General features: G+C 56.2%; 34 protein-coding genes. 25 read left to right on the top strand and 9 right to left on the bottom strand.

Going from position 1 to position 25,524, the window contains the following annotated elements:
- Positions 1-3: 3 nt before the first annotated feature.
- The 16 genes from NO887_RS08910 to NO887_RS08835 all read left to right on the top strand — a co-directional run bounded on the left by NO887_RS08910 (position 4) and on the right by NO887_RS08835 (position 9,431).
- On the top strand, positions 4-993 hold the full coding sequence (locus NO887_RS08910; protein ID WP_256418047.1) for a hypothetical protein: 990 nt from the start codon (positions 4-6) through the stop codon (positions 991-993).
- Positions 994-1,028: 35 nt separating this feature from the next.
- Positions 1,029-1,283 (top strand): hypothetical protein, encoded by a 255-nt coding sequence (locus NO887_RS08905; protein ID WP_256418046.1) that lies wholly within the window; start codon positions 1,029-1,031, stop codon positions 1,281-1,283.
- Between the two features lie 60 nt (positions 1,284-1,343).
- A complete protein-coding gene (locus NO887_RS08900; protein ID WP_256397015.1) occupies positions 1,344-1,841 on the top strand; it encodes a hypothetical protein in 498 nt (165 codons plus the stop codon).
- A gap of 53 nt (positions 1,842-1,894) precedes the next feature.
- Positions 1,895-2,656 carry a hypothetical protein gene (locus tag NO887_RS08895; RefSeq protein ID WP_256397016.1) on the top strand — a complete coding sequence of 254 codons (762 nt, stop codon included), beginning with the start codon at positions 1,895-1,897 and terminating at the stop codon, positions 2,654-2,656.
- A gap of 28 nt (positions 2,657-2,684) precedes the next feature.
- Entirely contained in the window at positions 2,685-3,176 is a 492-nt protein-coding gene (locus NO887_RS08890) for a hypothetical protein (RefSeq protein WP_256397017.1), read from the top strand.
- Between the two features lie 122 nt (positions 3,177-3,298).
- Complete coding sequence (locus NO887_RS08885) at positions 3,299-3,568, top strand: hypothetical protein (RefSeq protein WP_256397018.1); 270 nt, start codon at positions 3,299-3,301, stop codon at positions 3,566-3,568.
- Between the two features lie 92 nt (positions 3,569-3,660).
- The gene (locus NO887_RS08880; RefSeq protein WP_256397019.1) at positions 3,661-3,861 is read left to right on the top strand and encodes a hypothetical protein; all 201 of its coding nucleotides are present in this window, start codon (positions 3,661-3,663) and stop codon (positions 3,859-3,861) included.
- 112 nt (positions 3,862-3,973) lie between these two features.
- The gene (locus NO887_RS08875; protein ID WP_256418045.1) at positions 3,974-4,375 is read left to right on the top strand and encodes a nucleotidyltransferase domain-containing protein; all 402 of its coding nucleotides are present in this window, start codon (positions 3,974-3,976) and stop codon (positions 4,373-4,375) included.
- A 69-nt stretch (positions 4,376-4,444) separates the two neighbouring features.
- Positions 4,445-5,224, top strand: coding sequence for a transcriptional regulator TbsP domain-containing protein (locus tag NO887_RS08870; RefSeq protein ID WP_256397021.1), 780 nt, complete (start codon positions 4,445-4,447; stop codon positions 5,222-5,224).
- Between the two features lie 2 nt (positions 5,225-5,226).
- Positions 5,227-5,391 (top strand): hypothetical protein, encoded by a 165-nt coding sequence (locus NO887_RS08865; RefSeq protein ID WP_256397022.1) that lies wholly within the window; start codon positions 5,227-5,229, stop codon positions 5,389-5,391.
- Positions 5,391-5,660, top strand: a complete 270-nt coding sequence (locus NO887_RS08860; protein ID WP_256397023.1) for a hypothetical protein — start codon at positions 5,391-5,393, stop codon at positions 5,658-5,660. Before NO887_RS08865 ends, NO887_RS08860 begins: the two co-directional genes overlap by 1 nt.
- Positions 5,661-5,859: 199 nt before the next feature.
- Positions 5,860-6,483, top strand: coding sequence for a hypothetical protein (locus tag NO887_RS08855; RefSeq protein ID WP_256397024.1), 624 nt, complete (start codon positions 5,860-5,862; stop codon positions 6,481-6,483).
- Between the two features lie 315 nt (positions 6,484-6,798).
- Positions 6,799-7,089, top strand: coding sequence for a hypothetical protein (locus NO887_RS08850; protein WP_256397025.1), 291 nt, complete (start codon positions 6,799-6,801; stop codon positions 7,087-7,089).
- A 131-nt stretch (positions 7,090-7,220) separates the two neighbouring features.
- Positions 7,221-7,841, top strand: a complete 621-nt coding sequence (locus NO887_RS08845; RefSeq protein WP_256397026.1) for a hypothetical protein — start codon at positions 7,221-7,223, stop codon at positions 7,839-7,841.
- Positions 7,842-7,843: 2 nt separating this feature from the next.
- Positions 7,844-8,941, top strand: a complete 1,098-nt coding sequence (locus NO887_RS08840; protein ID WP_256397027.1) for a hypothetical protein — start codon at positions 7,844-7,846, stop codon at positions 8,939-8,941.
- Positions 8,942-8,987: 46 nt separating this feature from the next.
- Positions 8,988-9,431, top strand: coding sequence for a hypothetical protein (locus tag NO887_RS08835; RefSeq protein WP_256397028.1), 444 nt, complete (start codon positions 8,988-8,990; stop codon positions 9,429-9,431).
- A 43-nt stretch (positions 9,432-9,474) separates the two neighbouring features.
- Here NO887_RS08835 and NO887_RS08830 read toward each other — a convergent pair whose 3' ends face one another.
- Complete coding sequence (locus NO887_RS08830; RefSeq protein WP_256397029.1) at positions 9,475-9,888, bottom strand: hypothetical protein; 414 nt, start codon at positions 9,886-9,888, stop codon at positions 9,475-9,477.
- Positions 9,889-10,035: 147 nt separating this feature from the next.
- Between NO887_RS08830 and NO887_RS08825 the strand changes: the two genes are divergently transcribed.
- The 6 genes from NO887_RS08825 (at position 10,036) to NO887_RS08800 (ending at position 14,426) form a co-directional block, all read left to right on the top strand.
- Complete coding sequence (locus NO887_RS08825) at positions 10,036-11,283, top strand: phosphoadenosine phosphosulfate reductase domain-containing protein (protein WP_256397030.1); 1,248 nt, start codon at positions 10,036-10,038, stop codon at positions 11,281-11,283.
- Between the two features lie 129 nt (positions 11,284-11,412).
- Positions 11,413-11,763, top strand: coding sequence for a DUF5658 family protein (locus tag NO887_RS08820; RefSeq protein ID WP_052334883.1), 351 nt, complete (start codon positions 11,413-11,415; stop codon positions 11,761-11,763).
- A 43-nt stretch (positions 11,764-11,806) separates the two neighbouring features.
- Positions 11,807-12,607: a LamG domain-containing protein gene (locus NO887_RS08815; protein WP_256397031.1), complete on the top strand. Its 801-nt coding sequence runs from the start codon at positions 11,807-11,809 to the stop codon at positions 12,605-12,607.
- A 52-nt stretch (positions 12,608-12,659) separates the two neighbouring features.
- Positions 12,660-12,911, top strand: coding sequence for a hypothetical protein (locus tag NO887_RS08810; RefSeq protein WP_256397032.1), 252 nt, complete (start codon positions 12,660-12,662; stop codon positions 12,909-12,911).
- A gap of 83 nt (positions 12,912-12,994) precedes the next feature.
- Positions 12,995-13,669 carry a hypothetical protein gene (locus NO887_RS08805; protein WP_256397033.1) on the top strand — a complete coding sequence of 225 codons (675 nt, stop codon included), beginning with the start codon at positions 12,995-12,997 and terminating at the stop codon, positions 13,667-13,669.
- Between the two features lie 25 nt (positions 13,670-13,694).
- Positions 13,695-14,426 (top strand): hypothetical protein, encoded by a 732-nt coding sequence (locus NO887_RS08800; protein WP_256397034.1) that lies wholly within the window; start codon positions 13,695-13,697, stop codon positions 14,424-14,426.
- Positions 14,427-14,463: 37 nt separating this feature from the next.
- On the opposite strand, the gene NO887_RS08795 is transcribed toward NO887_RS08800, so the two are convergent.
- The 8 genes from NO887_RS08795 to NO887_RS08760 form a co-directional block, all read right to left on the bottom strand.
- On the bottom strand, positions 14,464-15,102 hold the full coding sequence (locus NO887_RS08795; RefSeq protein WP_256397035.1) for a hypothetical protein: 639 nt from the start codon (positions 15,100-15,102) through the stop codon (positions 14,464-14,466).
- Positions 15,103-15,197: 95 nt separating this feature from the next.
- Positions 15,198-17,741, bottom strand: coding sequence for an ATP-dependent DNA helicase (locus NO887_RS08790; protein ID WP_256397036.1), 2,544 nt, complete (start codon positions 17,739-17,741; stop codon positions 15,198-15,200).
- A 116-nt stretch (positions 17,742-17,857) separates the two neighbouring features.
- Positions 17,858-18,661, bottom strand: coding sequence for a LamG domain-containing protein (locus NO887_RS08785; RefSeq protein WP_256418043.1), 804 nt, complete (start codon positions 18,659-18,661; stop codon positions 17,858-17,860).
- A gap of 110 nt (positions 18,662-18,771) precedes the next feature.
- A complete protein-coding gene (locus tag NO887_RS08780) occupies positions 18,772-19,512 on the bottom strand; it encodes a hypothetical protein (protein WP_256397038.1) in 741 nt (246 codons plus the stop codon).
- A gap of 79 nt (positions 19,513-19,591) precedes the next feature.
- On the bottom strand, positions 19,592-20,383 hold the full coding sequence (locus NO887_RS08775; RefSeq protein ID WP_256418042.1) for a LamG domain-containing protein: 792 nt from the start codon (positions 20,381-20,383) through the stop codon (positions 19,592-19,594).
- 68 nt (positions 20,384-20,451) lie between these two features.
- The gene (locus NO887_RS08770; protein WP_256418041.1) at positions 20,452-21,279 is read right to left on the bottom strand and encodes a hypothetical protein; all 828 of its coding nucleotides are present in this window, start codon (positions 21,277-21,279) and stop codon (positions 20,452-20,454) included.
- 75 nt (positions 21,280-21,354) lie between these two features.
- Complete coding sequence (locus NO887_RS08765) at positions 21,355-22,092, bottom strand: hypothetical protein (protein WP_256397041.1); 738 nt, start codon at positions 22,090-22,092, stop codon at positions 21,355-21,357.
- A gap of 91 nt (positions 22,093-22,183) precedes the next feature.
- Entirely contained in the window at positions 22,184-22,618 is a 435-nt protein-coding gene (locus NO887_RS08760; protein WP_256397042.1) for a TRAM domain-containing protein, read from the bottom strand.
- Positions 22,619-22,757: 139 nt separating this feature from the next.
- On the opposite strand from NO887_RS08760, the gene NO887_RS08755 reads away from it, so the two are divergent.
- From NO887_RS08755 to NO887_RS08745, 3 genes are all read left to right on the top strand, one after another.
- Positions 22,758-23,300, top strand: a complete 543-nt coding sequence (locus tag NO887_RS08755) for a hypothetical protein (RefSeq protein WP_256397043.1) — start codon at positions 22,758-22,760, stop codon at positions 23,298-23,300.
- Positions 23,301-23,466: 166 nt separating this feature from the next.
- Positions 23,467-24,300 carry a class I SAM-dependent methyltransferase gene (locus NO887_RS08750; protein ID WP_256418040.1) on the top strand — a complete coding sequence of 278 codons (834 nt, stop codon included), beginning with the start codon at positions 23,467-23,469 and terminating at the stop codon, positions 24,298-24,300.
- Positions 24,297-25,523 (top strand): hypothetical protein, encoded by a 1,227-nt coding sequence (locus NO887_RS08745; protein WP_256418039.1) that lies wholly within the window; start codon positions 24,297-24,299, stop codon positions 25,521-25,523. The genes NO887_RS08750 and NO887_RS08745 overlap by 4 nt, the downstream gene beginning before the upstream one ends.
- Position 25,524: the final 1 nt, after the last annotated feature.

Raw genomic sequence — 25,524 nt, 5'->3', positions numbered from 1 at the left:
ACCATGCCAGACACCCACGACGCCGATCACGAGTTCAAAGGCACCTGGCGGTGGCCCGCGCCGTTCGAAGCGTGGGTCGAATCGCTCATTGCCGACGTCGACGGACCGATAGCCAACATCGCGGCTGGGCTCTCCCCCCTCGGGACCGTCCGGATCGACATGAAGACGCCAGTCGAACTCATCGAGAACCTCCAAGCCGAGTCCAGCACTACACTCCAAGATGCTCGCGAGTATCTCGCCGATCTCATCGTCGGGAACCCGCCGATCGACGTCGTCGGATCACTGTATACAGCCGACAATCCTTCAGAACACCCGGCAGCAGAGTACATCCTGACGAACAACACCGTCCGAGCAGACGTGCTAAGCGATACGCTCCCGTTCGACGACGACACATTCGCTTTCGTCATCTGTGACCCCCCCTGGCTCAAGTTGAATACTGCCCGGAGGGCTCGCCTCTTCGACGAGTTGATCCGAATCACCGAGCCCGGCGGGAGGATACTCTTCAATGCGTATTGGACGCCGACCGCCGACGGCCCTGTCACCCTCGACCGCCTCGTACCGAGACAAGACACCGATCGCTGGTCAGTCGGAACGCCGAACGTCAGTTGGGCCTCTCTCTACACCGTCCACGACTCCGTCCACACAGCGCGACATCTCTCGGCAACCCTCACCCAACGTGAGTTCACTCCATCTCCGTCTACTCTCGAGGAATCCACCCGCGCCCACCGACACTACGAGCTTACCCAGATTCACGGACACGACCCCGACAGCTTCGATCTCGATATCGTCGACCCCGCGACGACCGATCAGTGCTGTCCACAGTGTGGCCACACCGATCTGTATCCCGTCTCTCAAAGCGAGGTCAACACCAGTTCTGAAGCCCGACTCTACGAATGTGCCAACTGCCAGTTCCGTTCGTTCCCCGACGAAACGGACCAATCTCCGGCCCAAGCCACCATCTCAAGTGCCGCTCCGAAGCGAAGCGTCGCCTGAGAAATTGTTTAATAATAGGGGTGAGAGCGGGTAGTATGGACGATTCGCTGCTCACCAGCTACCTCGCCGTATGGAGTAAAGCCAGAGCAACACTCGAAGAGCAAACCGCCCACGGAGCATCGCTCTTCTACAGTAGCATCCTTTTCGTTGCCTCTCTATCTACTCTCCTGTTCGTCCTCAATATCGCAGAACTCGTAACCGGAACGACAGTTACTCTCTGGATACACGGGCTCGCATACCTCCTCGCAGGCTGCGCCGGACTTGTCGGCTGGCGGTATTGGAAGCTCTAGTCCAATAACCGGCACACCGCGTGAGTTTTTGAGACCCGATGGGGGTAGAGGATATAGATAATGAGCCACACGAAGACTCTGACCGCACGTGAAGCGTACCATGATTCGCTCCAGTTTTTCGAAGAGATCAAACAGAACATCGGCCACGGCATCATCAACGGCAAGTCCACCGTTAGCTTCACCGAAAAGCTCGAGCCGGAGGAAGACTTCCAGATCCGCCTCAAGGCGACCCACGCCACCTTAGCGATGTTCGTCAAGCGGTATCGCGCAGCCGAATTCACCTTCCACACCGAGCGGGCTCCCATCGATGGATACCCCGAAACAGCCCGCCAGAACAACCCACTCGTCACCCACTACGCTGAGTTCACCGTCGACTTCACCCCGTACGGGACCATCTTCGGAGGCCACAGCGACGACAACGGCGGCAACGCCACGAAGCAGACCTGTTCGTCACACCGAGATGGAAACGCCCTCACCGGCCCCACTGGACCGGCAACACCGGACACACCAACCGGCCCCATGGCCGAACAGACATCCGCTGTACAGTCGTTAGTATAAAACGTGTTGATAAACGAATAATATAAGAACGTCAACCACCCAAAATTTCTCAGATGGACATTAATGATATCTTTGCGCCTAATCGGTACCCCCGCGGCAACTACATCGAACGGGATGAGAAAATCGACCACAGTAAGCTCGATGAAACCCTCCCGGATGGGAACACCCACATCGTTGGCCCCTCCGATTCCGGACGGTCAGCTATTGTTCAACACCACCTCTCAGGCAGTCATCCTCTCGTCGTCGACGGCGTCGAAGTGACGACTGTTGGAGACATGTTCAGTCACTTCCTCAACAACCTGATCAGCAAGCCCGTTCCGCCAAGGCACGAAATAACCGAGCCCGACCTCCAGTCAATCACGAGATCTGAAAAACTCGTCCGAGGGGCAGTCAAAGACCGGATCGAGACTGGCCACTACACGCTCGTTTTCGACGACTTTGGGGAGATGCCCAGCGGAATCCAAGAATACGTCGCCGACTGGATCGAGGACTACGTCGACACCGAGATCGGCACCGCCACGATCGTCAGCGACGACAACAAGGACGCCGTGTACGAAGCGAACCCCAACCTTCGCGACCAGCTCACCGTTACCCACATCCCCGAGTGGGACCAACCGAGCCTCAAACAGATCGGGAAAAGCGGGTTCGAGACGGTCGGTGCCCCGATGGACGACCCCACTCTGGACAGTCTCGCAGACATGGCAGAGGGTTCGCCCACCCGAATGCACGAACTCTGTTTAGCGACGTTCATCGACATCGCGACAGAGCGGGAATACGACGTCGGCCAAGAATACCTGCCCAACGGAGTCAAGTAGATAGCCTGAGAACCAGCAAATAAGGAAGATGACCACCTCAGAAAAACAAATCGCAGATGACCTCCTCGAGTATCTTCGAGAGCACCCGTCAGTCTGCGCTGACGTAAGCGCACAGGGATACCATAGGCCGTGGGTCAGATACCGCGACGGTGCGTACCAGCTCGCCGGCTACGGGGAGATCGACCGAATCCACGCCACCACGCTGGACGAAGACCAAGCGATCACCCTGTTCAAACATCACCCCGTCCAGTTACTCCCGGTCAGTAAGGCCTACCGCTGGAAGCCCGCCACCAAGACCGTGTGGGACGACGCCGCCGAACAGGACGCATTTACGTCGCTCACACGCTGCTGGTGGTGTGGCTTCAGCGAGCGAACGACCGATCTATCCCTCTACGAAACCGTCGAGGACGGTAACTGCTGGATCTGTACAGACTGCTACGACACGTGGGACGACCAGGACGAACTGGTGAGAGAGCTCGACCCAGATCGCGTTCCAGACAGCGAAATCAGCCGGGCCTGACCCCGTAGAAGGTGGGGCTGAAGATCAGCTATTAGTTTCTATCCCCTGTGGGGGTGAAGGGTCAGAGAAACCAGCGTGTTAGTCCACTCTCTTCGTGAACTCTGCCCCCAAGACCACACATCATGGAAAACTGGACTGAAATGCCGAGCGAGCACCTGACGGGCAACGGCTACCGAAACATCATCCGCGGCTGGAAGAACACAGAAGCGCGCCTCAACAACGAAGTCCTCGTCTACCGCACGGAAGGGACCGACGTCGAGGCCACCGCCGAAGGCGAGTTCGCCGTCCAACATCCGCTCGACGAAGAGGGGCTGAACACCCACTTCTTCGATGACGAGGACGCCGCGCTCGACTACGCGAAGGAATACATGAAAGACAACCCGACGGTATAGAGCTACCAAGAGGCCGACACCAGTATCGGAACTATTGATAGCTCAGAAACACATTCGAAAACATCAATACTCCCCACATCAACTGACGGGGTATGAACCAGACGCCCGAGCCCGACATGCTCACCACTCAGTACGATTCGATCACGAGGGCACTCGACTCGCTCATCAAAGCCGGGACCTACGACAACTCGCTAGACGGAGACGACGACGAGCACATCTCAAGCGAAGCGTACACTGATGCCAAGTTCCGGTTTATGACGGTCTGCGACAGGCTCGCAGATTCGGACGAGTGACTTTCTTCAAAACCACAGCCAACCGGGCATCGCGATCGCACCAGATGTCGCTAGTGTCGATACTGGCCTCCGCAAGCGAATACACGAGGATAACCTAACAGAAACCGTCCTGATGTCAGGGCGGCCCACCACTCTCATAACTACCACCGGAATGGAAGACCACAACAGCGGAGTTGGTGTCGACAGCCTTGACGAACGGGAACTCGACCGCCTTTGCCATCGCCTCGTCCATGTGACCCAAGACGAACTCTCGACCAGTGTCGACTCGATACACGTCACCGGCTCATTCGCACGCGGTGTCGCCACTCCCGACGAAAGCGACCTCGACATCCGTATCGTCACAGCTGGCTACGTCTCATCAACCGAACTCTCCGATCTAACCGAACGAATCGAGTCTGAAGAAGATCCAGAACGTACCCCCGCAGAATGCGATTCGCTGGACATCCACGCGACCCCCTTCGAGTTACTTCACTCGGAACCAAGCGTCGAGATCTGGAGCAACGGGAACCGATAACAGCCCATTTTCTCAATACAAGGCAGGCACCAAATCCATTAAGTGCCCCCTCAGCAAGAATACAGAAATATGAGCCAACATCAGATCATCTCACAGGCACTCCCGAAAGGCGATACCCCAGTGTTGTGTGTCAACCTCCATTCAGAGCAGATCGCCACGCTCGCCGAAGACATGATCGCCGATGGGGATGAGCAGGTGGTTCACCTTCTGGCTGATGAGAGTCAAATCAAGGATGCGCTCTTTGACTTCATCACGGCCTCGAAAATCGCCGAACTGGTCGATCAGGGGCGGCTCGACATTCGGATACTTGACGAACCCGTCCAAAATGCCATCCTCACAACCGAATCCGAGGTCGTTGTACCGCTCATGAGCGGCCACACCGTCACGGGATCAGACGAAGACACCGCAACCTCGCTGTATACAGAATTCGAGACCACCTTCGAAGCCGCCGAATCCTACCACCTCCGGACACCAGCACTTTCGGAGGTGAAGGCTACCCTTCGCGAAGAGATCGGTGACGACACTGCCGACGAGTTCGAAGAAGTGCTCGCCCACGCCGAAGAAATCTCCAACACGAACGAGTACCTCGATATCGTCGAGGTCGCACTTCTGCTCGCTGCCCGGAACGAAGTCCTCTTGTACGACATCTCCCGGTGGGGCGAAGACATCGGCGTCGCCTCGAAGGCCACCTTCTCACGGACGAAGTCGGCGCTTGAAGAGGCCGGCTTGATCACGACAGAGAAGGTCCCCATCGACGTCGGCCGCCCACGACTCCGGCTCGTCGCTACCGAACAAATAGCCAACGCGGACCTAACAACGCTCTCCGAAGACATCACATCCCAGATCTAACCATGTCCGACACCAACGACACCGCGGAAGCAGAAGCCGCCGTGGGGAACGCACGAGCGTTCCTCTCGGACTTCGAAGACGAATCACTCGAGGTTCAGCATGGCGCTATTGAACACGCCATCAGCGAGTTACAGAACGCAAAACGCGCACTCCCGGACGAGAACTAATGTCTGATCCATATCTCTCGCAGTTTTCGACGGGAGATATGATCGAGGTCTCCTGCCGGAAGACCAGCATGGAGGTCCAGAAGGCAGAACCCACCCCCGACTGGGATGGTCGCGTCTACAAGGTGATCGCTGAGAACCGCTACGGGCGCTACCGGGTTACTGAAAACGAAGACGGCGAGTTCACGTTCTACGTGAGTTCGAGTAACTACTGGGGGAAGACATGGTCACCAGAGGAATCCGGTATCAGCGTTTCACGACCTGACGAGTAGCCCGATGTCCAACTCACGCGCCGAGAGGTGTGTTTTTAGACACCGACTGTGGATAGAGTGATGATAGATGTCGAGAGATAAGTTCACCCACAAGAGGCACGGAGACAGCGTTACTCTCGAGACCCGAGAGCATACCGACCACCCCGTCCTCGATTATTACGTCGCTGATCACTGCCCACGGGACGACTGCCGGTTCCGTGTGCTAACAGAGTACCAAGTCGACCATGACGTCGCCCTCTCGTTCGACCTCGATGAACGACTCGACGCCCTCCAAGCAGAGATCAGCCTCCCCGTCATCGACACCTACCACTCAGCGGGCGGCCACCAAGAAGGGCGAAAAGCCTTCCAGACGCTCAGAGAGGCGAAACTCTACATCTTCGGCCGATACGGCGGAATTGGAAACAGAAACGCAATCGGGAATCAGATCCGGAGGACCCACAGCCTGACTAGCGGGACGCATTCGCAGAACGCCCGAGAAGTCGATCACCCGATGATCTGCGCGATCGTCGACACCCACCAGGACAAGCCGGTCTACACGAATCTCGTCCCTCGCGATGACGACATCCCCTCGAACGCCCCCAGCTGGCGGAACTCCATCGAATCCCGAGTCAAATACCACCTCAACCCCCCGGAACACATCATCGAAAGCAAGCTCGGCGAAGACGACCAGTTCGCTCGGATCCCAGATGGCTACGAACACGACGCGCTCGCTTGGCACGTCGAGCAGGTGAGCCACTGGGAGTTCCAAATCCAAACGCCTGAGCTACTGCTTGAACAGGCCGATTACGAAACCGGCGTGGACTCCCTCAAACAACCAGCGTGAGCAAACGCGAACCCACCCCGTCACAGGACACCGCCCAGCGGATGAAGAGTCTCACAGAACTGTGGCGAACGCGCTGTCCGAACGGGCACTCTTCGTTCACTCACCGGCCCCAGGAAGAATTTTGGTACTGCAAGTCATGTCACGACAACCCGGATATCGACACGCACCGCCACACGTACCTCATCGATACGAAAAACGGGACACGGATCACCAAGTGAGCCAGCCCAACCACAGAGAATTCCCCATAGAACCACCAATACGGTGACGAGTTTAACACCCCATTAATTTTTGCCGAGGCGACACCAACTGAGCGTCATGGCCACACCAAACTACATCATCGTCCCCAAAGAAGACGGAAGTTACGTGGTTGGGGGTCGCGCATATCCTACCGAAGGCACGATCGGAGCCACGATTCTCCGGGAGCTAACAGACATCCCAGAGCGAATCGCCAACATCAGCGGGTTCGAGCCTGATGAATATGTGTTTTACTTCGATGGCCCGAGTGAAGGCTACATCAACCCAAGCAGCGTAGAGACCGTCATAAACGTTGAAACCCTCCTCGAGGAGGAACTCAACAAGTTGGACAAGTCGATCGAACACCCTTGACATCCTCCTCGCGCTGAAAGGGCGAGGCTTTCTCCTCGATTCTCCGTAACCCCGGCCCGGATCCTCTGTAGTGACGGGCACAGCAACCAGGCCCATCGAGTGGAGTTTGTAGCTACCATCTGGGGTAGAGTATGGATTCAGAAGGTACGCAGAGACGCCTCATCGATCAGCCGAGGCCAGATGTTGAATCGTTCACCCCGAACACGACTACCATCTCGACGATCGTGGAGATCGAAGCAGGTAGCGAGGCGAGGGCCAAGCAGGTCCTCGAGAAACTCCCTGCCGAGGTCAACAAGCTCGCGTTCAACGGGTGGCCCGTCTACAAATCTGACATGGAGCCGAACGACGACCCCGCAGTTGTTTCCCACTTCGATCACTCGATAGCGTGCTATCACGGCCACCCGCTGTATGAGTCGTCTCGGGGGCCGGGCATCCCCGAGGACTTCCCGGTCGAAGACAAGTGCGGCGGCCTCGCGTTCCATGTGACGAAAGACTACGACACGGCCATCTACCGATTCTTCGGCCCGTCGGTGACCGTCGCAGGAAGGCCCACCCACGATCAAATCGCCGGGACGTACGAGCTCTCCATCTCCGTGAAGAAGGACACAGAACGGACGAACCACATGCGGGGGCCGGGCAGGACCACCCACGATGTCCAGCTTCACCTCAACGGGATGCGTACTCGTGGAAGCATCTCCTACGGCGAAACCGTCATCGAACCCGTCAACAACACCGACACCGCCAGCGCGTAATCATGCAAGCAAAACTACCGGGAACTGACGACGTGGAGCAACCAGACCAGCCGAGGCCGCCAACGATCGAGAACTCCGAACAGTACGCACTTCCGAAGAAGGCGGATCTCCCCGACATTCCCGGCATCGTCTGGGGACTGTTCGACACTGACGGCGAGACGCGATACGTCAAAGGCGATACGCTAACCTCGCCAGCCGGCGTCGATACGGAACAACCACCACACGGAGAGCTCCCCGCGAACGCAGTAGTGGAAGGCGTCGGTGCCTACATCGAGTCTTACGGCATCGAAGAGATCGAGATCCCCGACTACTACAGCCGGTTCTCGGACTTCGAGCCCGTCATCAACACCTGGACAACGACGGCGACCGGGATTGGGTACGGAATCGAGCAGAACATGCTCCGGGGACTCGTCCGACTTGCCAACGGTTCCGGGCGAATTGACCACGACAAGACCCACGTCATCCTCTGTGAGAACGATACCGTCCTCGTCACCGGCCCCCGCGGTGCGTTCATCAAGGACCTCTGGGGAATCAAAGGCGACAGGACGGACGAGGAACCGCCAGCAGACGTGTATCAGAACGTCCGAGGGTTCTCCATGCCCGAAGAGAACGAAACCGCTCTCGAGAAGACTGAGGCGGTTCTCGACGCTCTCGAAACCTACACCGACTACGAAGTCAGCGAGTACCAGTTCAACCGTGACCGGGGAAAGCACATATTCCACACCACATGTGGACGCGAGTTCTACCCCCGAGGTGGCCCAATACTCGAAGCAGGACCCGCCTCATCGGTCGTCGGTGAGCACACTTACGACTACCGTGGAACCACCTACTCAGCAACGGTTGAGCCAGAAGACATCGATCACGGCATCGGAGACACCATCGCTCCAATGATTCAGACGACGAAGACCGTCCTCGGCTACACCGTCGATTGGAAGATCCGCGACTACGTCTTCTCCGGCAACGCCCGCTGCGTCGACGCCATCCTCTGTTACGTCACCCTCACTCACACACCCGCCGAGAACTCGGAGGGGGACGTCTACCTTGATTACGCCGTGAACTCACAAGGAGAGATCATCGAATCGTACGACCTCGACGACTAGCAACCACCAGCAGAGACACCCACACAACCACCACCCCACCACAACCATGGGAGCATACATCAACTTCAAACTGATCGACGAATCGCAAGCCGAAGAAGCCAACGAGTGGCTCAAAGAGCAACCAGAGCAGCAGGAACTCATCGAGATCGGACGGGGACAGATCCACTTCTGGTGCGAGGCAGATCGACAGCACGAACTCGCCAAAGAGGAACGCGGAGTCCCTGACTTCCACGACATCGGCGAAGCGCAACTGAAAGCCAGCGGCCTCGGCTACCACCGGTCAGACCGAATAAAGGGGCTCTGGGTCGACCTCTTCGAAAAACTCCACAACCACGACGAGTTCGGCGTGAAGCTTCTCAGCAACAGCTGCGGACTGAGTCACCACTACTTCTCCCATACCGAACTGCTGACGATCACCGATAACAAGGAAGCACTCTCGGATACTGGCTTCGACGACTTCGAAGAAGAGCTCGCTCAAGCGGCGGCGTGAAACGCCCTTACCGCAGTTCAAGTTATCCAGGCAGACCCTATTATTAGGGTTGTGCCTCACCTGGGTGCCGTGGATCGGCACCATCCGGGGGCCATTTTTGCTCAGAGCCTTGGTAGGCGCTTGGATCGTCGTCGGGGTGAAGTTGGTGCTGCCCGATCCAAGCCTCAAACATGATGTCCGGCTCTTCACCCTCATACCCGTGAGTGTGATGAACTCGGAAGTTCGTTCCGTTTTGGCCAGCAGGGGTGACCCGATCGCTTCTGATGTATCGCACATCGTCCGCTCGAAGAGCGACGTACTCAAAATCCATCGAACCGTCTTCTCCATCATCCGACGGCTGGACGATTTCTGCTGTAAGCCACTCCGCACCAACCAGCCGAACTACAGCGTCAACGTTGAGTTCATCACCATTTGTGAAGCAGACCGTCACCTCGTTTAGCATGTCGTCATCAGACATACTCTGATCGTATCATCATAGGGTTAAATACCTTCCCCGTCTTCACATATATACCCCTATATAAAGAAACGCCAAATTAGCAATTTTAGTATATAAACCACCCCCGCCAAAAGTAGGTTTGTACGGCTCGCTTGGAGTAGAAGACTGATGATTGAAATGGAAGAATACGGGATTGCACCACCTCCCGAAGCAATCCACTCAGAAACGATCGCGAAGCCACAGCCACAGTCAGAGCCGCTCGACATCCTCGAATCGGACCGGATCCTCGAAGTCCCGAACGGACGGGGTGAAAAGACAGATGCGGTCCTCTTCAGCGGCGGCGACGATTCGCTTGCGCTTACCCACCTCGCGATGGAGGAGGGGTGGGCTGACTTCGTTATCCACCTCGAAACGAACTCCTCTATCCCGGAGAATCTCGATTACGTTCGTGAGGTCTGTGAGACCTTCTGTTGGCCGCTTCTCATAATCTCGTCTCCGATGCCGTTAGATACGTTCGCGTATCGCTATGGCTTTGCTGGCGCTCCCTCTCACACGATGGCGTATAATTATTTCAAAGGAAGGCAGCTCGGGCATTTCTACCGCAAGAAGCACGGCAACGTGAAGTACCTATCCGGTGTACGGAAGCTCGAATCGGATCGGCGGATGGAAAACATCGAAGCAGAGGTCCAATACGAGTCGACATCCCATTCTGGGAACTTCACCGGATGGTGGGTCTCGCCGCTGATCGAGAAGTCAGACGACTGGATAACCCGGTATCGCGAAGAACACAGCCTTCCCCAGAACCCGGTATCGGCGAAGATCCACCGGAGTGGGGATTGTCAGTGTCTCGCCTACGGGAACCGCCAGGAAGAGCTGATCATGATCGAATCGGAGTACCCCGATTTCGCGGCATGGCTACTGTCGGTCGAGAAGCGCGTTCAGGAGTATCGCGGCCGTGTGATGATTCTCGAAGAGACGCACCCGGAGATAGCCAAGCAAGTCGAGTCACTCCGGGAGGAGACCCGCCCGTACCCCATGCGCTTGTCGGTACTCAAAGAACACTTCCCGACCGTCTTTCGGGAAATCGTCGACGTCGACGCCGAGACGGCGATCCTCAAAGGGCAGACGGAGCCCACATCGTACATCGGCCACGGTGGGCTCTCGTCGAAAGAACTCCGCGATCTGACTGCGAGTGCTGACGCATCCCAGCAGACCCTCTGTGAATCGTGTGGCGACCCGTGCTACACGCTTTCGCCAGCAGTCCAAGCCAACGTCGAGGAAGCCAAAGAACGAGCCGCCCGAGCCACCCCTACTCAGCAAACGCTACCCGGAACCACCGACGATTACGCCTCATCGCCCGCGATCGCCAGCAACGAGTCAGCGGACCGAACCCACAGACAGCAGACATTCGAGTAGTCGTCTTGTCAACCATTCCAAGGATTGCGTTGTAACGATTGACAAGACGGCCAGTAGAGTCAAGGGAGAAGAGAGAGTCTGTCTGGAGAGGTGGGTTTGTAGCTCACGAGTGAGGTGAGTGAGATAGAAATGAGCACTGTCGTAGAAGTCAGCCGGGCGGGAGAGATGGACAAGCCGAAGATGGATCTCTGGTGGGGGCTCGCCGTCCTAACGGGCCTCGGCGACCTTGTGACCACCCGTATCGGCCTCCAGTTAGGGCTCGAAGAAGGCAACCACCTGATCGTGTTGCTCCTCGAGGCCGCGGGCTGGGCGGGATTCACCCTGTTCAAGATCGCTATCCTCGCCGGGGCGCTCCTGTTTGCCGCCAAGCTATCAGCTGAAAAGCGGCCCGCCGTCCCGCTCGGCCTCGCAGCGACGTGGTCGCTTGTCACCGTGATAAACACGATTCACGTCGCGGCGCTCCTCCCGGTTACGCTGTAGGCAGAAGTATTATCACTACGAAGAGAGTCTCATACAGCAATTGATGAGCTCGAAGACGCCCTTCTTCCGGACCAAACGGAAGCGGGTCGGATCCGGGACGCCACCCCCTCAGTGGGATAACAGCAACTGGAGTGACGAGGCCCACTCCAAGTCGGGGGTCGTGATCCGAGATGGGGGGATCGTCGTTGATCCGTCGATGAAGCCGAAAGCCGGCGTAGCGCGGTGGACACTCTCACCAGAGGACACCGATGGAACGACCGCCCTCGACACATGGGGAGACAACGACGGTGCGATCTACGGCGGCGTTCAACCAGACGTCGAGACGGATGTGGGACCGGCGTACCAATTCGATGGGTCAACCGGTCATGTGGTACTCGGGTCAGTCGAGTCTCTCCAGCTCGATTCGGCGTACACCGTCTCGCAGTTGATCCGCTTCGAGAGCCAACAGGAGACCTGGTTCTTCGGCAATTACGACACTGAAGACCGAGGAGCTGGGATCACATACGATCGCGAGGGCAGCGGGCGGATACGGTGGTATGATGGAATCGAGTTCTTCACGCTCTCCAATCCGATCGAGACCCAGCGGTGGTATCTCGTGACGCTATCCAGATCCGGATCCACCTACACACTCTATCTGGACGGCGAATACGAAGGGAGTATCACGACTTCGCAGACCGGGTTCAGCGACTCGTCACGCCCTAACGTGACTATTGGCAGTTCCTGGGGAGAGACACGCACCGACCACCGAGCCCCACTACACGGCTTCATGAAGAACATCCAGATCTACGCGAAGGAGATCACCAGCGAAGAAGCAGCGAGGCTGTATTCACAGGGGGCGATCTGATGGTGGTTTTTAGCCGCCGAAGTGGATGCGGCGCGACTGAGTAAAATAACCCATGAGCGATTCAACACCCGACATCACCGACGTCAAAGCATGGCTCGACGACGAATACAATCAGTACATGTCCACGTACCTGTACGACAGCTACCTCCGCCTTACGAACGGCTCTGCGGCGCATTTCGTCGATATCCGTATCACCGACGACGAGGAGATCCAACTGTTCGGCGAGCGATACGGTGATCAGATCGACAAGAGGTGTGAAGCAACTCGCAAAAGCCTCCTCGAGACGCTATCGTCGACAATCTAGTGACATCCTCCCCGGCGTTCACGCCGGTGCTCCCCCTACGAAATGGCAGGAAGAACTAATACACCTCTCCGAAAATCACAATTGTGGAAAAAGTAACAAACGCCCTGCCAGACAGGGCGATCACCGTTGAAGAAACATTTGACCTGATGCGCCCACCTCGCCAATGTGGATTCGTTGCTCCATTACATCAGGATGAGGCAGGCCGCTGCACCAGCATCTACTTTGAGCATGAAGGGCAGATGAGCGCAGCGGCATTTGATGGAGCATCTTGGGCCCCCCTCACCCCCCACTGTGAAGACATCGATCAATACTTCCACAACGATCAGGTGATGGAACAGTTCACCGACGACATGGCAGCCGAGGCGGAAAGGCAAGTTCCGAATCCCCACTCCATGTTCGGTCACCAAGTCCAGTTCCAAGCGCCTCCAGGGTTCCAAACGAAACTCTGCATCCGGCACCGAGCACTCTCACCTGAGGATTACGACTCTCTCAAGGCTTGGCCGCAACTTGGGGACGCGACGGCGATCTGGGGAAACCCGGAGGCGGGAATTGTAGCGGTTGCTGTCATGGAGCTATCGCCTGATGGAGAACATTCCGTCATCTTCACCAATTTTAACCCCGAGATTGGAACCTGGCGAGTCGTAGACACCATCGGACTAGACAGTCTGCCTGAAGTAGCGGGCCACATCCACAAAGAAACTGGAAAGGCCGCTTCAGAGCATTACACTGAAATCGAAATGATCACTGGACCTCAGTGAAAACCTCAATCACCCGCAACCAACAATGATACACACTACACCATCACCGGTGGAATTCGAGTACCCAGAAGTCAATCTGAGCAACAGCGAACTCGGAATGTTAGAATGGGTACTCAAAAGCAACAGAGACAGTTGGCAGAATGCCCGAGGCGACCCGAACCAAGATTACAGAGAGAACGACATTCACGACACGGTGTCCGTTTTAAACGACCTCATCAGTCGTGTTACAGAGCTCCGGCTTACGGAAGTGGGTGGGGGGACCTTGTCGATCAACACGCCCCGAGAAATGGATGAGATTCTCTTTGGCACTCTGTTATGTCTTCAGGGCATTCAGGATGGTGAAGTCGAACTCGGAACGCAAGACAGTGACGCTGTGGCAGCCAGCTACAAGAGCTTGTTATCTCGCTTTACCGATGCCCACTGGGAGGACAACCCGTTGGCAGAATACTGGCACGAGTTCGGTGACCTCACCCCAGCCTCACCAAGCGACCCGATCATTAAAGCGATCGTCGAGCATGGAGAACGGACCCACGTCCTCCGCGAGTTGATGGCGCGGCGTAACATGGAATACACCGTTTCGGCGCTTGAAAATCCTGAGCGGCTGAATGCCGATCCAGATGATCCAGACGACGTCGCCCAGAAGTTCATCGCTGCGTGGGATGAGACACGTGGATCGATGGGCTCCCACCAATACCAGATGTGGCTTGATGCTGCTGAGGAAAGGGTCGGAGCAGGTGCCGACTTCCTCTACAAATAGTTCTTTCTAAGAGGTTTCTCAGGGCAGGACAACCGATTCAAATATTCAACCCGACGTAATAGAACTCACCCTCAGACCGACGTGAATCATCGTACCCATCACTACTAATCACGTTATCTCTAGCCATCAAATGGACGTAGTATTCATTAGAAACACCTGAGACATCGAGGGTTTCTGTTTTACGGGGGTACGGCCCGGAGTGATCATCTGAGCCACCAGTTCTATAGAATTCCTCAATGTCAACGTACTTTTTTGTGGAGAGAACAACCGCCACAAATCCCTCGTTTTCTTGAGAGGCTGACTCGACGACAATTTCGCGGTAGCCTCCGAAGTCGATTATGTCGTCATAGACCCACGAGACAGCATTAAAACCATCTGGGTTCGGATCCGCATCCGCGAACAGGTGGTCTGTTTCTTTCGTCAGTGTCCCGCCAAGAGGCGTATTTGGATCTCCCTCTGTACCGCCATACCTCCAATTATCCTCATTCGCACCTTCGTTGTACAATTCCACATCCCCAGATATTTGTCGAGATTGAGTTGGAGCTTGACCGACCAGTACACCATCAACAACAGCAACATTCTCAGCAGTGCCAGTGGCCCAATCAGCTTCACCCCCCCACGAAGCTTCCCTAGCCCCACGCCGATCGCTAATGAAATGGGATGGATTTTTTGACATGGATCAACGAACACGGCAGTATATCATATATCTATCGCCAAGGTGGCCCCAATCCAGAGATTCTACCCATCATCCCTCAGTGGTAGTATGCCGATCTACTCGCGTCGGCTCCTCCAGAACTCGGCCAGACGATCACCCAACTCTCCACCAGAGACCGACTCGAACTCATCGCGGGCGTGTTCCGGGAAGTGCCGCAGTACACTCGATCGGCCAGCCGACTCAGTATAGCGGCCATCTGCGAGGACGCGAACTCCGACGTCTTCCGTCCCTCGGATCACTCGCCCCAACGCCTGCCGCGTCTTCCGGACCGCAGGCACGGTGAACGCATAGTTGAAGCCGTTCCAGTTTCCGAAGCGTTCGGCGTATGCGTCTTGGATCGCCGTCGCCACCTCGCTCCCCGTATTCGTAATCGGTACTCCACAGATGACCGCTCCGTGGAGCTGATCGCCCGAGAAGTCGACGCCCTCCGTGAGCGTCCCCCGGAGGCTGGTGGTCAGCACCTTCGGCTCGCCAGCAACGAACTCCCGCTTGAGGGCTTCCGTTTCCGCGTCCGAACTGCTCTCGTCGACGAGGATCGGTTTCGTGACCGAGTCCATGTCGCGGAGTACCTCGGCCGCCCACTCACCCTCAGCGTACGAGGGCATGAACACGAGAACGTTCCCCGGCGTCGTGTTCACCACCGCCGAGATCGTGTCTCGATACTGCGCCCGAAGTTGTTCGTTCTGCTCAGGCGGCCACCGGTTCGAATACGTGAATTTCGGGAGTTCAACCGCGTAGCTCGCTCGGTTCTCAGCTGGGAAGTTCATGTCGAACACCGCGGTCGTCACCCGACGTTTCCGTCGTTCCGGATCCCAATCTGACGACTCATCTTTCTCATCGTCCTCGCTGTCTCCGTCATCACCCTCCTCTTCGTCATCGTCCTCGTCGAGACCGGCGTCGACGTCGCGTGCGCTTCCCTGATTACGCTGAACGTTCTTGAACCGGGACGCCGCTTTAGTGACGAGTGAGTCAAAGGGCTGGATGCCGTGTTCGATTTTCGAGATGCCAGTCACCTGCTGGTAGACATCAATCGGTTCCAGTGTGGCCGACATCACGATCGCGCCACCGAAGGCGTCGAGAGTCGCCGCAATCTCGTCCTGTGGGATGCAGTTATTCACGCGAATTTCCGTCTCATACTCCGCTTCCCACGGCCGGTCGCCCGAGTGTGAGGTGTCGCGAGTGTCCTTCGGGTGGAGGTTCACTTCGCGGTAGTATTCGGTGTGGTTCCCGAGCAGCCAGCGGTGGAGCATCTCACGGACCTGCTCGATGGCGAAGTCACCCTTCGGCGTCTCCTTGTCGATCTTTTTCTGGACCTTCTCGCGGAGATACGCGACAGAGAATCCGAGGTACAGTATCCGGTGCCAGTCATCCTCCGCGCCGTGTTCACCCATCCACTCGCGGAGGATGTCGCTCTCTTCTCCAGGGCGGACCTCCTCATGAGCCGAGATGGACACTTCAGACAGGGTACGATTAGAGAGGGACCGCTGCCACCCCTCTCCGAACTCGTCTTTCAGATACGAGACCGTCCGTCTCGTGAAGAGCTTCCGCGTTTTTTCGAGGAACCAGCGCAGCCTCTTGATGTCCTCCTGAGTATACTCTGCGTTCTCGACCGTACTCCGAACGAGAGCAGCCTTCCCACCGTGGCCCTTTCCATCGAGCCAGTTGAGAACCATATCGACGTCCTGTATAGCGTAATCAAGCGTCTCCATCGACACCGAGTACGACAGTTGATCGCGGGCCTGACTGACCAGTTCGTGTGCCTCGTCGATCACGACAAGCGTGTCCTTGGTGAACAGCTTGCCCGTGAACCCCTGGACGGTTAGCGTGTCTAAGATATGCTGGTAGTTGCCGATGAGGACCTCACACTCCTCGACGACGTGTTTCATAGCCGCATGGGGGCAGGTCCCCGCTTGAACGCCATTTCGTAGCGTCTCTTCCGGCGTGACCCCATCACCAGCGTCGAACGCTTTCTGATCCGTGAAGTCGTTGACGAAGTGCCTCGCGAAGAACGGACAGTACGCCTCACCGAGGAACTCGGGAACCTCACGCTGATATGGTGATTCGACGCCAGCGGCCTCAAGCGAGTCAGTCCGCGGATCATCTGCCTCGGCCCGAGACGCCAAGCCCGCACCGACGTCGGCTTTTCGCTCAGCCCCACCGTCGTTCACCACCTCAGACATCATCCGGTCGGTGTTATCCCGCAGCTCGTCACACCGATGGTACAGATCCGACCGGTCGATCTCGCCAGCATCGACATACGGACAGACGTCGGCCTTCCCAACGAGGGTCAGCCCCCGAAAATACGAGTTCCCGCTGTTGATGGCCGCTAAGTCATCCTCGAACGCCCGCAATTGCTGTTTCTTCGAGGTCACCACGAACACCCGCTTGAACCGTGTGTTGCGATCGCGGACGAGCGAGAGGCCGGCGGTGAGCGCAATCAACGTCTTTCCCGTTCCACACTCTCCCTCAAGAAGGTAGACGCCATTATCTTGTAGGGTATCAACGGCCTCGTTGATCCCCACCGTCTGCTTCTGATACGGACTATCGAACGGAAAGATGTCTGCCCAGTAATCGCGTGGGCCAGTGAATTTAGTTGCCATTGTAGGTAGTGGAGGCGAATATCAGTAAATACGGGTACACAACAACCGACCATAATCCCTTGGGTCGACGACAGCCCGCAGCATGAACGACCCAGACGCCTTGACGTGTAACGGTATCAATCGATTCTCCCTGTGTTGTAAAGGTTGAAAATTTCCGTGTCGCTGAGAGCCTTGCTGTAGATACGAACGTCATCAGCATCCATCGGTATGTCACGAGACGAGTTGTACTTCTGATTCCCGATACAGAACGGGTCGTTGACGCTCGTCACTGTGATATCATTTGACACATCCGGTCCAGCCGCGAGAGTGCCATTGAGATACATCCTACCTTCGTTGTCATCGAATACACCAACCGCGTGATACCATTGACCAAGATTTATTGATACAGTCCTTGAGCTAGCATGTGAACCATTAGTTTCACACCGGAAGCGGATGCTAGAATTGTCACTGTGCGTGAACCCCCATCCATCATCATTCTGCGTGTGCATGGCGATGGATGAATTAAACGACCGTATTGAATCGTATTTTACCCACGCAGCGAGAGTCATGCTGTTCAAACCTTGAACTTCGGTAATAGTTCCACAGTTCACTTCCCCGTCACCGTTGAAATAATACGCCTCGTTTGTACCGTATGTCTGATTCGCGCCGCTGGTACCAGTCGAAACCCCTGTAGAGATAGAACCATCATTACCTCCCCAACTATCAATCGCGACCGAACCGCTCGTGTCTTCGTTGTCAAACGTCCATCGCGAGACACCGCTATCGGGTGCTTCACCGTCCTGTGTAGGAGCACGGCCCACCAACCCATCAGCAGTCACGCCAACGTTCTCGGGAGTCCCCGCATTCCAGTCCTCCTCATCCGCCCAAGATGCTTCCTCGCGACCGCGCCGATCGCTAATAAATCGGCTCTCCCCAGTCATACTCGAGGTACCTTCCACTGTGAGTTATACATTCCGGCCAACACCGGGTAAGCTCCAACCAGGCGCGACAGTACCCATCCCGACCAGATCCGATAGTAAGCCACGACAGGTCACCGGTCAAATCCTATCGAATCTATATTTATGCCTCCACTGAATTCGCGAGGTGCAAACCCCACAAACGGACATGGGGCTGTTGGAGAAAACGAATCCGAATGGGAAAGCACAGAGCTCCCATCGACGACGAGGTCGATAGTAAACGAGCTAAAGTCACCGTTGAAATCTATCTCGACTTGCCGCGCCCCGCTTCCAAAGTTGAACGGCACCTGCACTTCACGTCTGAACTCGGTCCCTTCCCTCATTTGGATGCGCCACTCCTGGGCATCCTGGCTGTAATGGACCTCAATCGAGTTTTCAGCAGTGGCATACTTTCCAACGGCTGTCCCATCCCAAAACAGCGCAATCACAATCTGCTGTCTGTCCCCCGCGAACTCAATCATAGCGTCGAGTGAACACGGATTCCCATTTTGGCCGTCTTGAACTTCATCCGCTGTTCGGAGATATGGCCTATTGTCACCTCGCCCGCCACCTCTGAGCTCAATTTGGTTGTTCCGTTCCGAGACGGATCCACCAGAGACTATCACTTTACGCCAGATAGAGGTGTCAAAAACACCATCATCAAAATCGTCGAAGACAGTGTACTGTACATCACCCTCCGCAAAGTGTGGAGAAAGGCCCCCACCAGCTACAGCAACATTTTCACAGACACCAGCGTCCCAATCCCCTTCATCCGACCAAGTTGCGTCCCCGCGACCACGCCGATCGCTCGTGAACCGACTCGATTCATCTACCATACAGCCCACACCCCAGAGAGCGGCGTTAGATGCTCCGACCAACTCACTACCGAAAACCCACCCATCGAGTAGCACAGAGTCATCCGTCGATTCTCCCCGTGTTGTAGAGGTTATCAACTTCCGTGCTGGAGAGTTCTTTAAAGTAGACCCGCGGGTCGTCTATGTGACCCTCCCAGAACTGAATCCCAGCGCGCGAATAACTCGCGCCGATGTCGCCCTCTGCGTGTTTGTCGTTTGAAAACCCGTTAAAAATCGTATCCTGTGTTCTCCTGTTCCCGTTCTCATCGTAGAACCAAACACGGCAATACCCCTCCGCTTCGTTCCACGCCCCTGCTACAAACAGCCACTGACCAGCTGTACCAGTCATTACGTTATTTTTCCACCCGTCAACGGAATCGTGATACTGGACACCGAACTCTTCAGAGGCCTTTCTGAGGGCGGGCTGTCCGTATCCTTTCAGGTTGTTTATGAACTGCTGTCCCTCCAGATTGTCTGCTTTAAACCACGAGGTGAGTGTGAACTCAATCTCAGAGGGAATCTCGATTCCGTGGTTCTGGTAGGACGATCCATCGTAGTAGGTGCTGAAATCCCCCACGGCGGAATCCGAGGACCACGTTGCCCCGTGATTCGTTGCGTCATTATCATTCCAGCTGTCGATCGAGACAGAGACATCACCCTCACTGTCGAAGTTCCACCTCCCGACCCCGCTGTCGGGCACCTCACCAGCTTGAACAGGAGGATCAGCCACTAACCCACTAACCGTAACATCAACGTTCTCGACAGTGCCAGCATCCCAGTCTGCTTGGGCAGCCCAAGACGCCTCCTCTCGAGTACGCCGATCGCTCGTGAACCGACTCGATTCATCTACCATACACCAACCTCCAAGCACGCAGTATTAGCCATTCTGGTCACGTATGTAGGAGATCCCAGCATCAGGCATCAGACCTCGGGACGAACAGCTCTCAGTGCTTTTCTCTCAGACTCACCATATGGTTCATCTCGGAATTCGAAAAAGCCAGCATGGTAGTTCATGTGCCTACGAATACTCCCAAAGGAGTTTTCGGCGTAAAATGACATACCAGCTGTGACTGAATATTTCGTGTGGTCAAATCCTTGATCCCTTCTATTATTTTGCGAAGTCTCGTTCGTCATATCATCAACATAGAAGTCAATTTCCGATGCAGAATTCCCTCTCTTATTTATCACCACCAAATGGACGTCTCCGTCTACAATACCAGTCTTACACGCCACTTTGAGTTCATTGCCGTTACCATCTCTGACAAGGACGTTCGGTTCACCCAACCTGCCTACAGCATCATCTTGATACAACGCAAAACACCCACTGCCATCAGTCGACGCGAACCAAGTAGATAGGTCCGTTTTATCAGCAGTTTCAACCGTGAAGGCCACCCCGAACGTTTCATTTTCGGGGATAGTTTCTGGCCCATTCGCCAGCCCGTAATCATCCGAACCATTCCCGGCTACGGACTTGACCCCATTGCTAAATGTTGAGGAAGAGAGGCCATTGGCAGACATCCCAACCGATGAAACACCATCTGTCCATGGGATGGCAAAGTCATCAGCGGTCCATCGGTAGACTACGCTGTTGGATGTCTCATTATTTTGAGTGGATAGACGACCAACCAACCCATCTTCCGTCACATCAACGTTTTCCGCGGTACCAGCTTCCCAATCCGCCTGACCGGTCCAAGATGCTCCCCCGCGGCCGCGGCGATCGCTGGTGAACCGGCTCGATCCATCAGTCATACGCAAACGCTCAAGACACGGGATATTAGCCATTCCGGTCAGTCACACGAGAAAACTAGACACGGGAGTGGATCTTCATCCCCATACCTCGTCTACCCACTCGTATCCGGTTGGGTTAGCATTCCCACCCGTTTTGTCTCGCCGTCCACCACCGATGAAAACTTCACTTACTTCTGAGGATGTAGTTTTGAACGATTCGCCATTCGCGGTGAGGTCTGGCGTAGACCCTGTCAGATCTTCCCAGAGAACATCAAATTCGTTGCGACCCCAATCGATCGTCACAGTGAATCGACGCCACTCGTCGTAATTGGGAGACGGATCTGGAGTCAGTTCACGATGACCGAATCCAGACTCATATCCCACTTGTGGGTTTAGCGTATAGAGTTCAAAGATAGAATCTCCATTCTCGTTGAATAACTCGTATAAAATCCCACGCGAATCGGCTGTTTCTTTATATGCCCACGATACTTCAGTAGGTGTTGCAGACAATCCGGTTCGCCGGGCAACATACTCGTCATTGTTTGGGGAGTAGTGGTTACGTAGAGAATGTGAACCGTTGCTTGCGGTACTATCTATGACCTCCGCATCCCGAACTTCCCACCCGTCAGGCGATGAGCCAACAGAATCGTCCTCGAAACTATAGACCCCGCTGTCGGGTGCCACACCGGCTTGTAGAGTAGGACGGCCCACCAACCCATCGGCAGTTACATCAACGTTCTCAGGGGCTCCAGCCTCCCAGTCAGTTTGGTCAGCCCAAGACGCCTCTTCGCGAGTACGCCGATCGCTGGTGAACCGGCTCGATCCGTCTGCCATATACACTACCTTTCCTGAGTCGGGTAGATAGAGATACCGGTCAACACGCCGCATTAGAAGCACTACTGAAGCTGAACCCTCGAATCGCTACTCAGACGCCTGGGTTAACACGCTTTACAACATCAGCGAACCCTACTGATTCCAGCACCGTCTCGACTCTCACGACAACTCGCTCGCCGATATCTACATCAGAAACCATCAGCACAAACCCATCCACGTAGGCGATCCCGTCGCCTTTCTCACCAAGCGACTCAATTTCGACTTCATACGTCTCACCCTCAACGACAGGCTGCTGATCCGGGCCAGCGGACTGTTTAGCTTGACTGTCTCGCTCTCGGGTCTGGGTCTGCGTAGACTCCACATCTGTGGTCTCTTCAACCCCGATCAGGCCGACACGGTACGCTTCACTCACAGCCAGATCGCCCTGTTCAACTTCTGACGACGGGATCGAGACCACATAGTCACCATCTCGCTCCTCAACAACCCCCGTGAAAAGAGTACGAAGCGAATCTGAGATTTCAACCATACCCCCATTCAAAGGGACTTGGGTAAAATAACACATGGTCTGAGCACACAAAATGGCCACACGCAGGGATTCAGACGCCTATCGAGCAGTCGCCCTTCCTCCCCGAGTGGGTTTTTAGCCCCCGAAAAGTTGGTAGAGGATGAATTCAGAGACTCACGCGGATGATCCCGCAGAAGTAACGACGGCGCTTCGAAACATCAAGCGCCACACTGTGGGGTACGGGGAACGCTACCCACAGCCAGACACCGATCACTTCGTCACCGAAGACACGAACGCGAACGGCGGGGTCCATCACCAGAACCAATCGAACGAGTACGGGTACGACCTCACATCGTTCGGGAGCGGTCGCCAAGGCGTTCGGAACTTCGTTGCGGTCCTCGACGCAGGCAACCTCGATCCCGTCGACGACTACTACCGAGTCTTCAGAGACATGGGCCGGGGTGTCGATATCGACTATCGCGATCGCTTCGTGTTCGTGTGGGCCAACGGGGAAGCGATGGTCGTCTGTTCGAACAACCCAATCACTGGCGAGGCGAACAGCCCGAACATCAACAACGAGCAAGGCGGCGCAGGCTACGTGGGTGTCGCTGGCGACACGCCGGCCGTCGACGACATCATCGAAGCCATCGACCAGCACGGAACCACGAAGTCCGGGAGGCGAGATGATGGACTCTTCTCCTGAGCCGAGTGAAACAGCGTAAGGGCGTTCCTTTTCCAGCCCGCCCTCAGAGAGTACAATTCGTGTGTTCACCACCGATAAAGCGGAGCTTCAGTCTCTGTAGAGTCGGTTTTGCTACGAAGCAAATCCGGATCTGCCTCAAACCAATCACCGAATCTGCCACGACCCAATGACAACCAGAATCGACTACCGAATCGCCGATTTTACCGAGATAGCCGACGAGTTTGCTGGCCAAGCCAGTCTCGTCCACCTAGACTCACCGTGGGCGGCCCCAGCTCGATATGGTGGACGTGGGGTGGATTATCGCACCTGGCCCATCACCGAAGATGCGCTCTCCGACTTCCCCGAAAGCGAGCTCGAGCGCGACGAGATCGACACGACGCGCTTCGTGAGCGAACTAATCGATGTCGCCATGGACTGTCTCGAAGACGGCGGCTGGCTCATCGCAGACGGTGACTCATACGCGACCCCCCGGATCGAAGCGTACCTCCGAAGCGAATACGGCGAGGCGCGGATCAACGACCAGAACGGCCGTCCGTACACGGGCGGTGGGTTCAGGAAACAAGGCCGAGTCTGCTACCACACAAAATCCGGCGAACCAGACTGTTCCACGACCGGGAAGTACGGCATCGAGGCGGGCTATCCGATCATATTCGCGACGAAAGGCGAAACCGACCGGACGCTCCCTGAATCAGTCTGGCAACCCGCCCGGCACCCGCGGTGGAACGAACCCACAGAGGAATACGGACAAGGCACAGTCAAGCCAGTCTCACCGTACCGTGTCTGGATGGACGCTCTCGTCGAACCGGGTGAGCTTGTCCTCGCACCGTGTGCCGGCTCAGGCCCCGCCCTGATCGCCGCCGAGCAGCTGTGGGACACCCAAGCTCGCGCAGTCGGTATCGACGTCACCGAGACCGCCAAGCAAGCATACGAGACACGGCGAAACGCCGTCATCGCACCGGATCACCAGGAAACACTCGGAACTATCTCGGATCACGCATGAGTACAACCACTACCCAACCCACAGACGGACAGCACATCGAGGACCGCCCCGCGGAACTCGATGCCTATTGGCCGAGCCGAATCGAAAATGACCGAATCTGGTACGGCCACCACGCCCTCCCCGGTTCCCGATTCGTCTGCCACGAGACAGAGACCGTCTACACCGTCACCGACATCAAAAATGGCGGCGACACGTTCACACTCGCCCCTTGCCACAAAGCAAACGGACTCTCAGACGGGTTCTCCGACCCGGAGTTACCCGACCATTTCGTCGACAACATCTGTGACCTCGCCGGAGCGATCGAAGCCGGCGACCTCACGCCGCTTCCAACTGGCGTCCTGAAAACCGTCGGTGAGACCACGTACTTCAGCGTGGGCGACCTCACCGTCGCGATCGACGTCGACGCCACAGAGACCACGCCGCTGTTAGAGCAACTGGACCCACCCAACGGACCGGTCGCGACCGACATCGCGAAGATCGCACCGACTCTCGAGAGTGTAGACGCAGAACCCACGCTCTTTGGACCGCACGACGCCGCCACACACCCGGACGAACCAATGAGTGGTTCTGGCCACGAATACACCGAAAGGCGACCACGCGGCGCACAGGCGGTTCCAACACATTTCGTCCCTGTACAGCCATTCAGTAAGTGGACCTTCGAGGACAAGACCATCCGAGACTGGGTCGAGAGTTCATTCGAGGAAGGCGAAATTATCCTCAACGCCTGTGCCGGGCAGACGGAGCTTACCCCACCCCCCGGAGGCAAAATCCTCCGTAACGACATCAGCGGCGAACGTCCCAACCTCGACTTCGAGATGGACGTCGCAGAGCTCGCAAGCCACCCCGACCTCGAACAGGGTAGCATCGACCGAGTCGTTTTCGACCCGCCTTGGTCACTTTATCAGGCAAATCTACGGTACGAAAAAAACATGGTATCGAAGGACGGCACACATGATATCGACCTCACAACCCTCCCGTTCGAAACCCCCGGCCCGGAGGAGAAGACACAGATTGGCCACTCACGACTCGCTAAGGAAGGCTTCAACTGGCTCCTAAAACCGGGTGGTGAGGTCCTGGAAATCACTTTTCACGGTAGTTCGATGTCAGCGAGGCTCGGATACGAACGTCAAGAACGACTCATATTCGACCCGGTAGGCGAGGGAAAATGCGTAATTGGGAGCCGAGATCAGAAAGTGCGAAGGCGTCTCGACGATTTCTTCTGAA

The organism is Halorubrum laminariae, from assembly GCF_024494655.1.
GTDB classification, from domain to species: Archaea; Halobacteriota; Halobacteria; order Halobacteriales; family Haloferacaceae; genus Halorubrum; species Halorubrum laminariae.
Note: the sequence above shows the minus strand (reverse complement) of the source record. Positions and strands in the feature narration are given on the sequence as shown.

What these genes read in the sequence shown, in the direction of transcription:
- NO887_RS08795 (WP_256397035.1), bottom strand. Translation starts at nt 15,102, where the DNA reads ATGTCAAAAAATCCATCCCATTTCATTAGCGATCGGCGTGGGGCTAGG.
- NO887_RS08835 (WP_256397028.1), top strand. Translation starts at nt 8,988, where the DNA reads ATGGGAGCATACATCAACTTCAAACTGATCGACGAATCGCAAGCCGAA.
- NO887_RS08845 (WP_256397026.1), top strand. Translation starts at nt 7,221, where the DNA reads ATGGATTCAGAAGGTACGCAGAGACGCCTCATCGATCAGCCGAGGCCA.
- NO887_RS08865 (WP_256397022.1), top strand. Translation starts at nt 5,227, where the DNA reads ATGTCCGACACCAACGACACCGCGGAAGCAGAAGCCGCCGTGGGGAAC.
- NO887_RS08815 (WP_256397031.1), top strand. Translation starts at nt 11,807, where the DNA reads ATGAGCTCGAAGACGCCCTTCTTCCGGACCAAACGGAAGCGGGTCGGA.
- NO887_RS08860 (WP_256397023.1), top strand. Translation starts at nt 5,391, where the DNA reads ATGTCTGATCCATATCTCTCGCAGTTTTCGACGGGAGATATGATCGAG.
- NO887_RS08775 (WP_256418042.1), bottom strand. Translation starts at nt 20,383, where the DNA reads ATGGTAGATGAATCGAGTCGGTTCACGAGCGATCGGCGTACTCGAGAG.
- NO887_RS08885 (WP_256397018.1), top strand. Translation starts at nt 3,299, where the DNA reads ATGGAAAACTGGACTGAAATGCCGAGCGAGCACCTGACGGGCAACGGC.
- NO887_RS08875 (WP_256418045.1), top strand. Translation starts at nt 3,974, where the DNA reads ATGTCAGGGCGGCCCACCACTCTCATAACTACCACCGGAATGGAAGAC.
- NO887_RS08800 (WP_256397034.1), top strand. Translation starts at nt 13,695, where the DNA reads ATGATACACACTACACCATCACCGGTGGAATTCGAGTACCCAGAAGTC.
- NO887_RS08820 (WP_052334883.1), top strand. Translation starts at nt 11,413, where the DNA reads ATGAGCACTGTCGTAGAAGTCAGCCGGGCGGGAGAGATGGACAAGCCG.
- NO887_RS08745 (WP_256418039.1), top strand. Translation starts at nt 24,297, where the DNA reads ATGAGTACAACCACTACCCAACCCACAGACGGACAGCACATCGAGGAC.
- NO887_RS08890 (WP_256397017.1), top strand. Translation starts at nt 2,685, where the DNA reads ATGACCACCTCAGAAAAACAAATCGCAGATGACCTCCTCGAGTATCTT.
- NO887_RS08905 (WP_256418046.1), top strand. Translation starts at nt 1,029, where the DNA reads ATGGACGATTCGCTGCTCACCAGCTACCTCGCCGTATGGAGTAAAGCC.
- NO887_RS08830 (WP_256397029.1), bottom strand. Translation starts at nt 9,888, where the DNA reads ATGTCTGATGACGACATGCTAAACGAGGTGACGGTCTGCTTCACAAAT.
- NO887_RS08870 (WP_256397021.1), top strand. Translation starts at nt 4,445, where the DNA reads ATGAGCCAACATCAGATCATCTCACAGGCACTCCCGAAAGGCGATACC.
- NO887_RS08790 (WP_256397036.1), bottom strand. Translation starts at nt 17,741, where the DNA reads ATGGCAACTAAATTCACTGGCCCACGCGATTACTGGGCAGACATCTTT.
- NO887_RS08770 (WP_256418041.1), bottom strand. Translation starts at nt 21,279, where the DNA reads ATGACTGATGGATCGAGCCGGTTCACCAGCGATCGCCGCGGCCGCGGG.
- NO887_RS08850 (WP_256397025.1), top strand. Translation starts at nt 6,799, where the DNA reads ATGGCCACACCAAACTACATCATCGTCCCCAAAGAAGACGGAAGTTAC.
- NO887_RS08880 (WP_256397019.1), top strand. Translation starts at nt 3,661, where the DNA reads ATGAACCAGACGCCCGAGCCCGACATGCTCACCACTCAGTACGATTCG.
- NO887_RS08895 (WP_256397016.1), top strand. Translation starts at nt 1,895, where the DNA reads ATGGACATTAATGATATCTTTGCGCCTAATCGGTACCCCCGCGGCAAC.
- NO887_RS08750 (WP_256418040.1), top strand. Translation starts at nt 23,467, where the DNA reads ATGACAACCAGAATCGACTACCGAATCGCCGATTTTACCGAGATAGCC.
- NO887_RS08900 (WP_256397015.1), top strand. Translation starts at nt 1,344, where the DNA reads ATGAGCCACACGAAGACTCTGACCGCACGTGAAGCGTACCATGATTCG.
- NO887_RS08785 (WP_256418043.1), bottom strand. Translation starts at nt 18,661, where the DNA reads ATGACTGGGGAGAGCCGATTTATTAGCGATCGGCGCGGTCGCGAGGAA.
- NO887_RS08765 (WP_256397041.1), bottom strand. Translation starts at nt 22,092, where the DNA reads ATGGCAGACGGATCGAGCCGGTTCACCAGCGATCGGCGTACTCGCGAA.
- NO887_RS08840 (WP_256397027.1), top strand. Translation starts at nt 7,844, where the DNA reads ATGCAAGCAAAACTACCGGGAACTGACGACGTGGAGCAACCAGACCAG.
- NO887_RS08780 (WP_256397038.1), bottom strand. Translation starts at nt 19,512, where the DNA reads ATGGTAGATGAATCGAGTCGGTTCACGAGCGATCGGCGTGGTCGCGGG.
- NO887_RS08760 (WP_256397042.1), bottom strand. Translation starts at nt 22,618, where the DNA reads ATGGTTGAAATCTCAGATTCGCTTCGTACTCTTTTCACGGGGGTTGTT.
- NO887_RS08810 (WP_256397032.1), top strand. Translation starts at nt 12,660, where the DNA reads ATGAGCGATTCAACACCCGACATCACCGACGTCAAAGCATGGCTCGAC.
- NO887_RS08910 (WP_256418047.1), top strand. Translation starts at nt 4, where the DNA reads ATGCCAGACACCCACGACGCCGATCACGAGTTCAAAGGCACCTGGCGG.
- NO887_RS08825 (WP_256397030.1), top strand. Translation starts at nt 10,036, where the DNA reads ATGATTGAAATGGAAGAATACGGGATTGCACCACCTCCCGAAGCAATC.
- NO887_RS08755 (WP_256397043.1), top strand. Translation starts at nt 22,758, where the DNA reads ATGAATTCAGAGACTCACGCGGATGATCCCGCAGAAGTAACGACGGCG.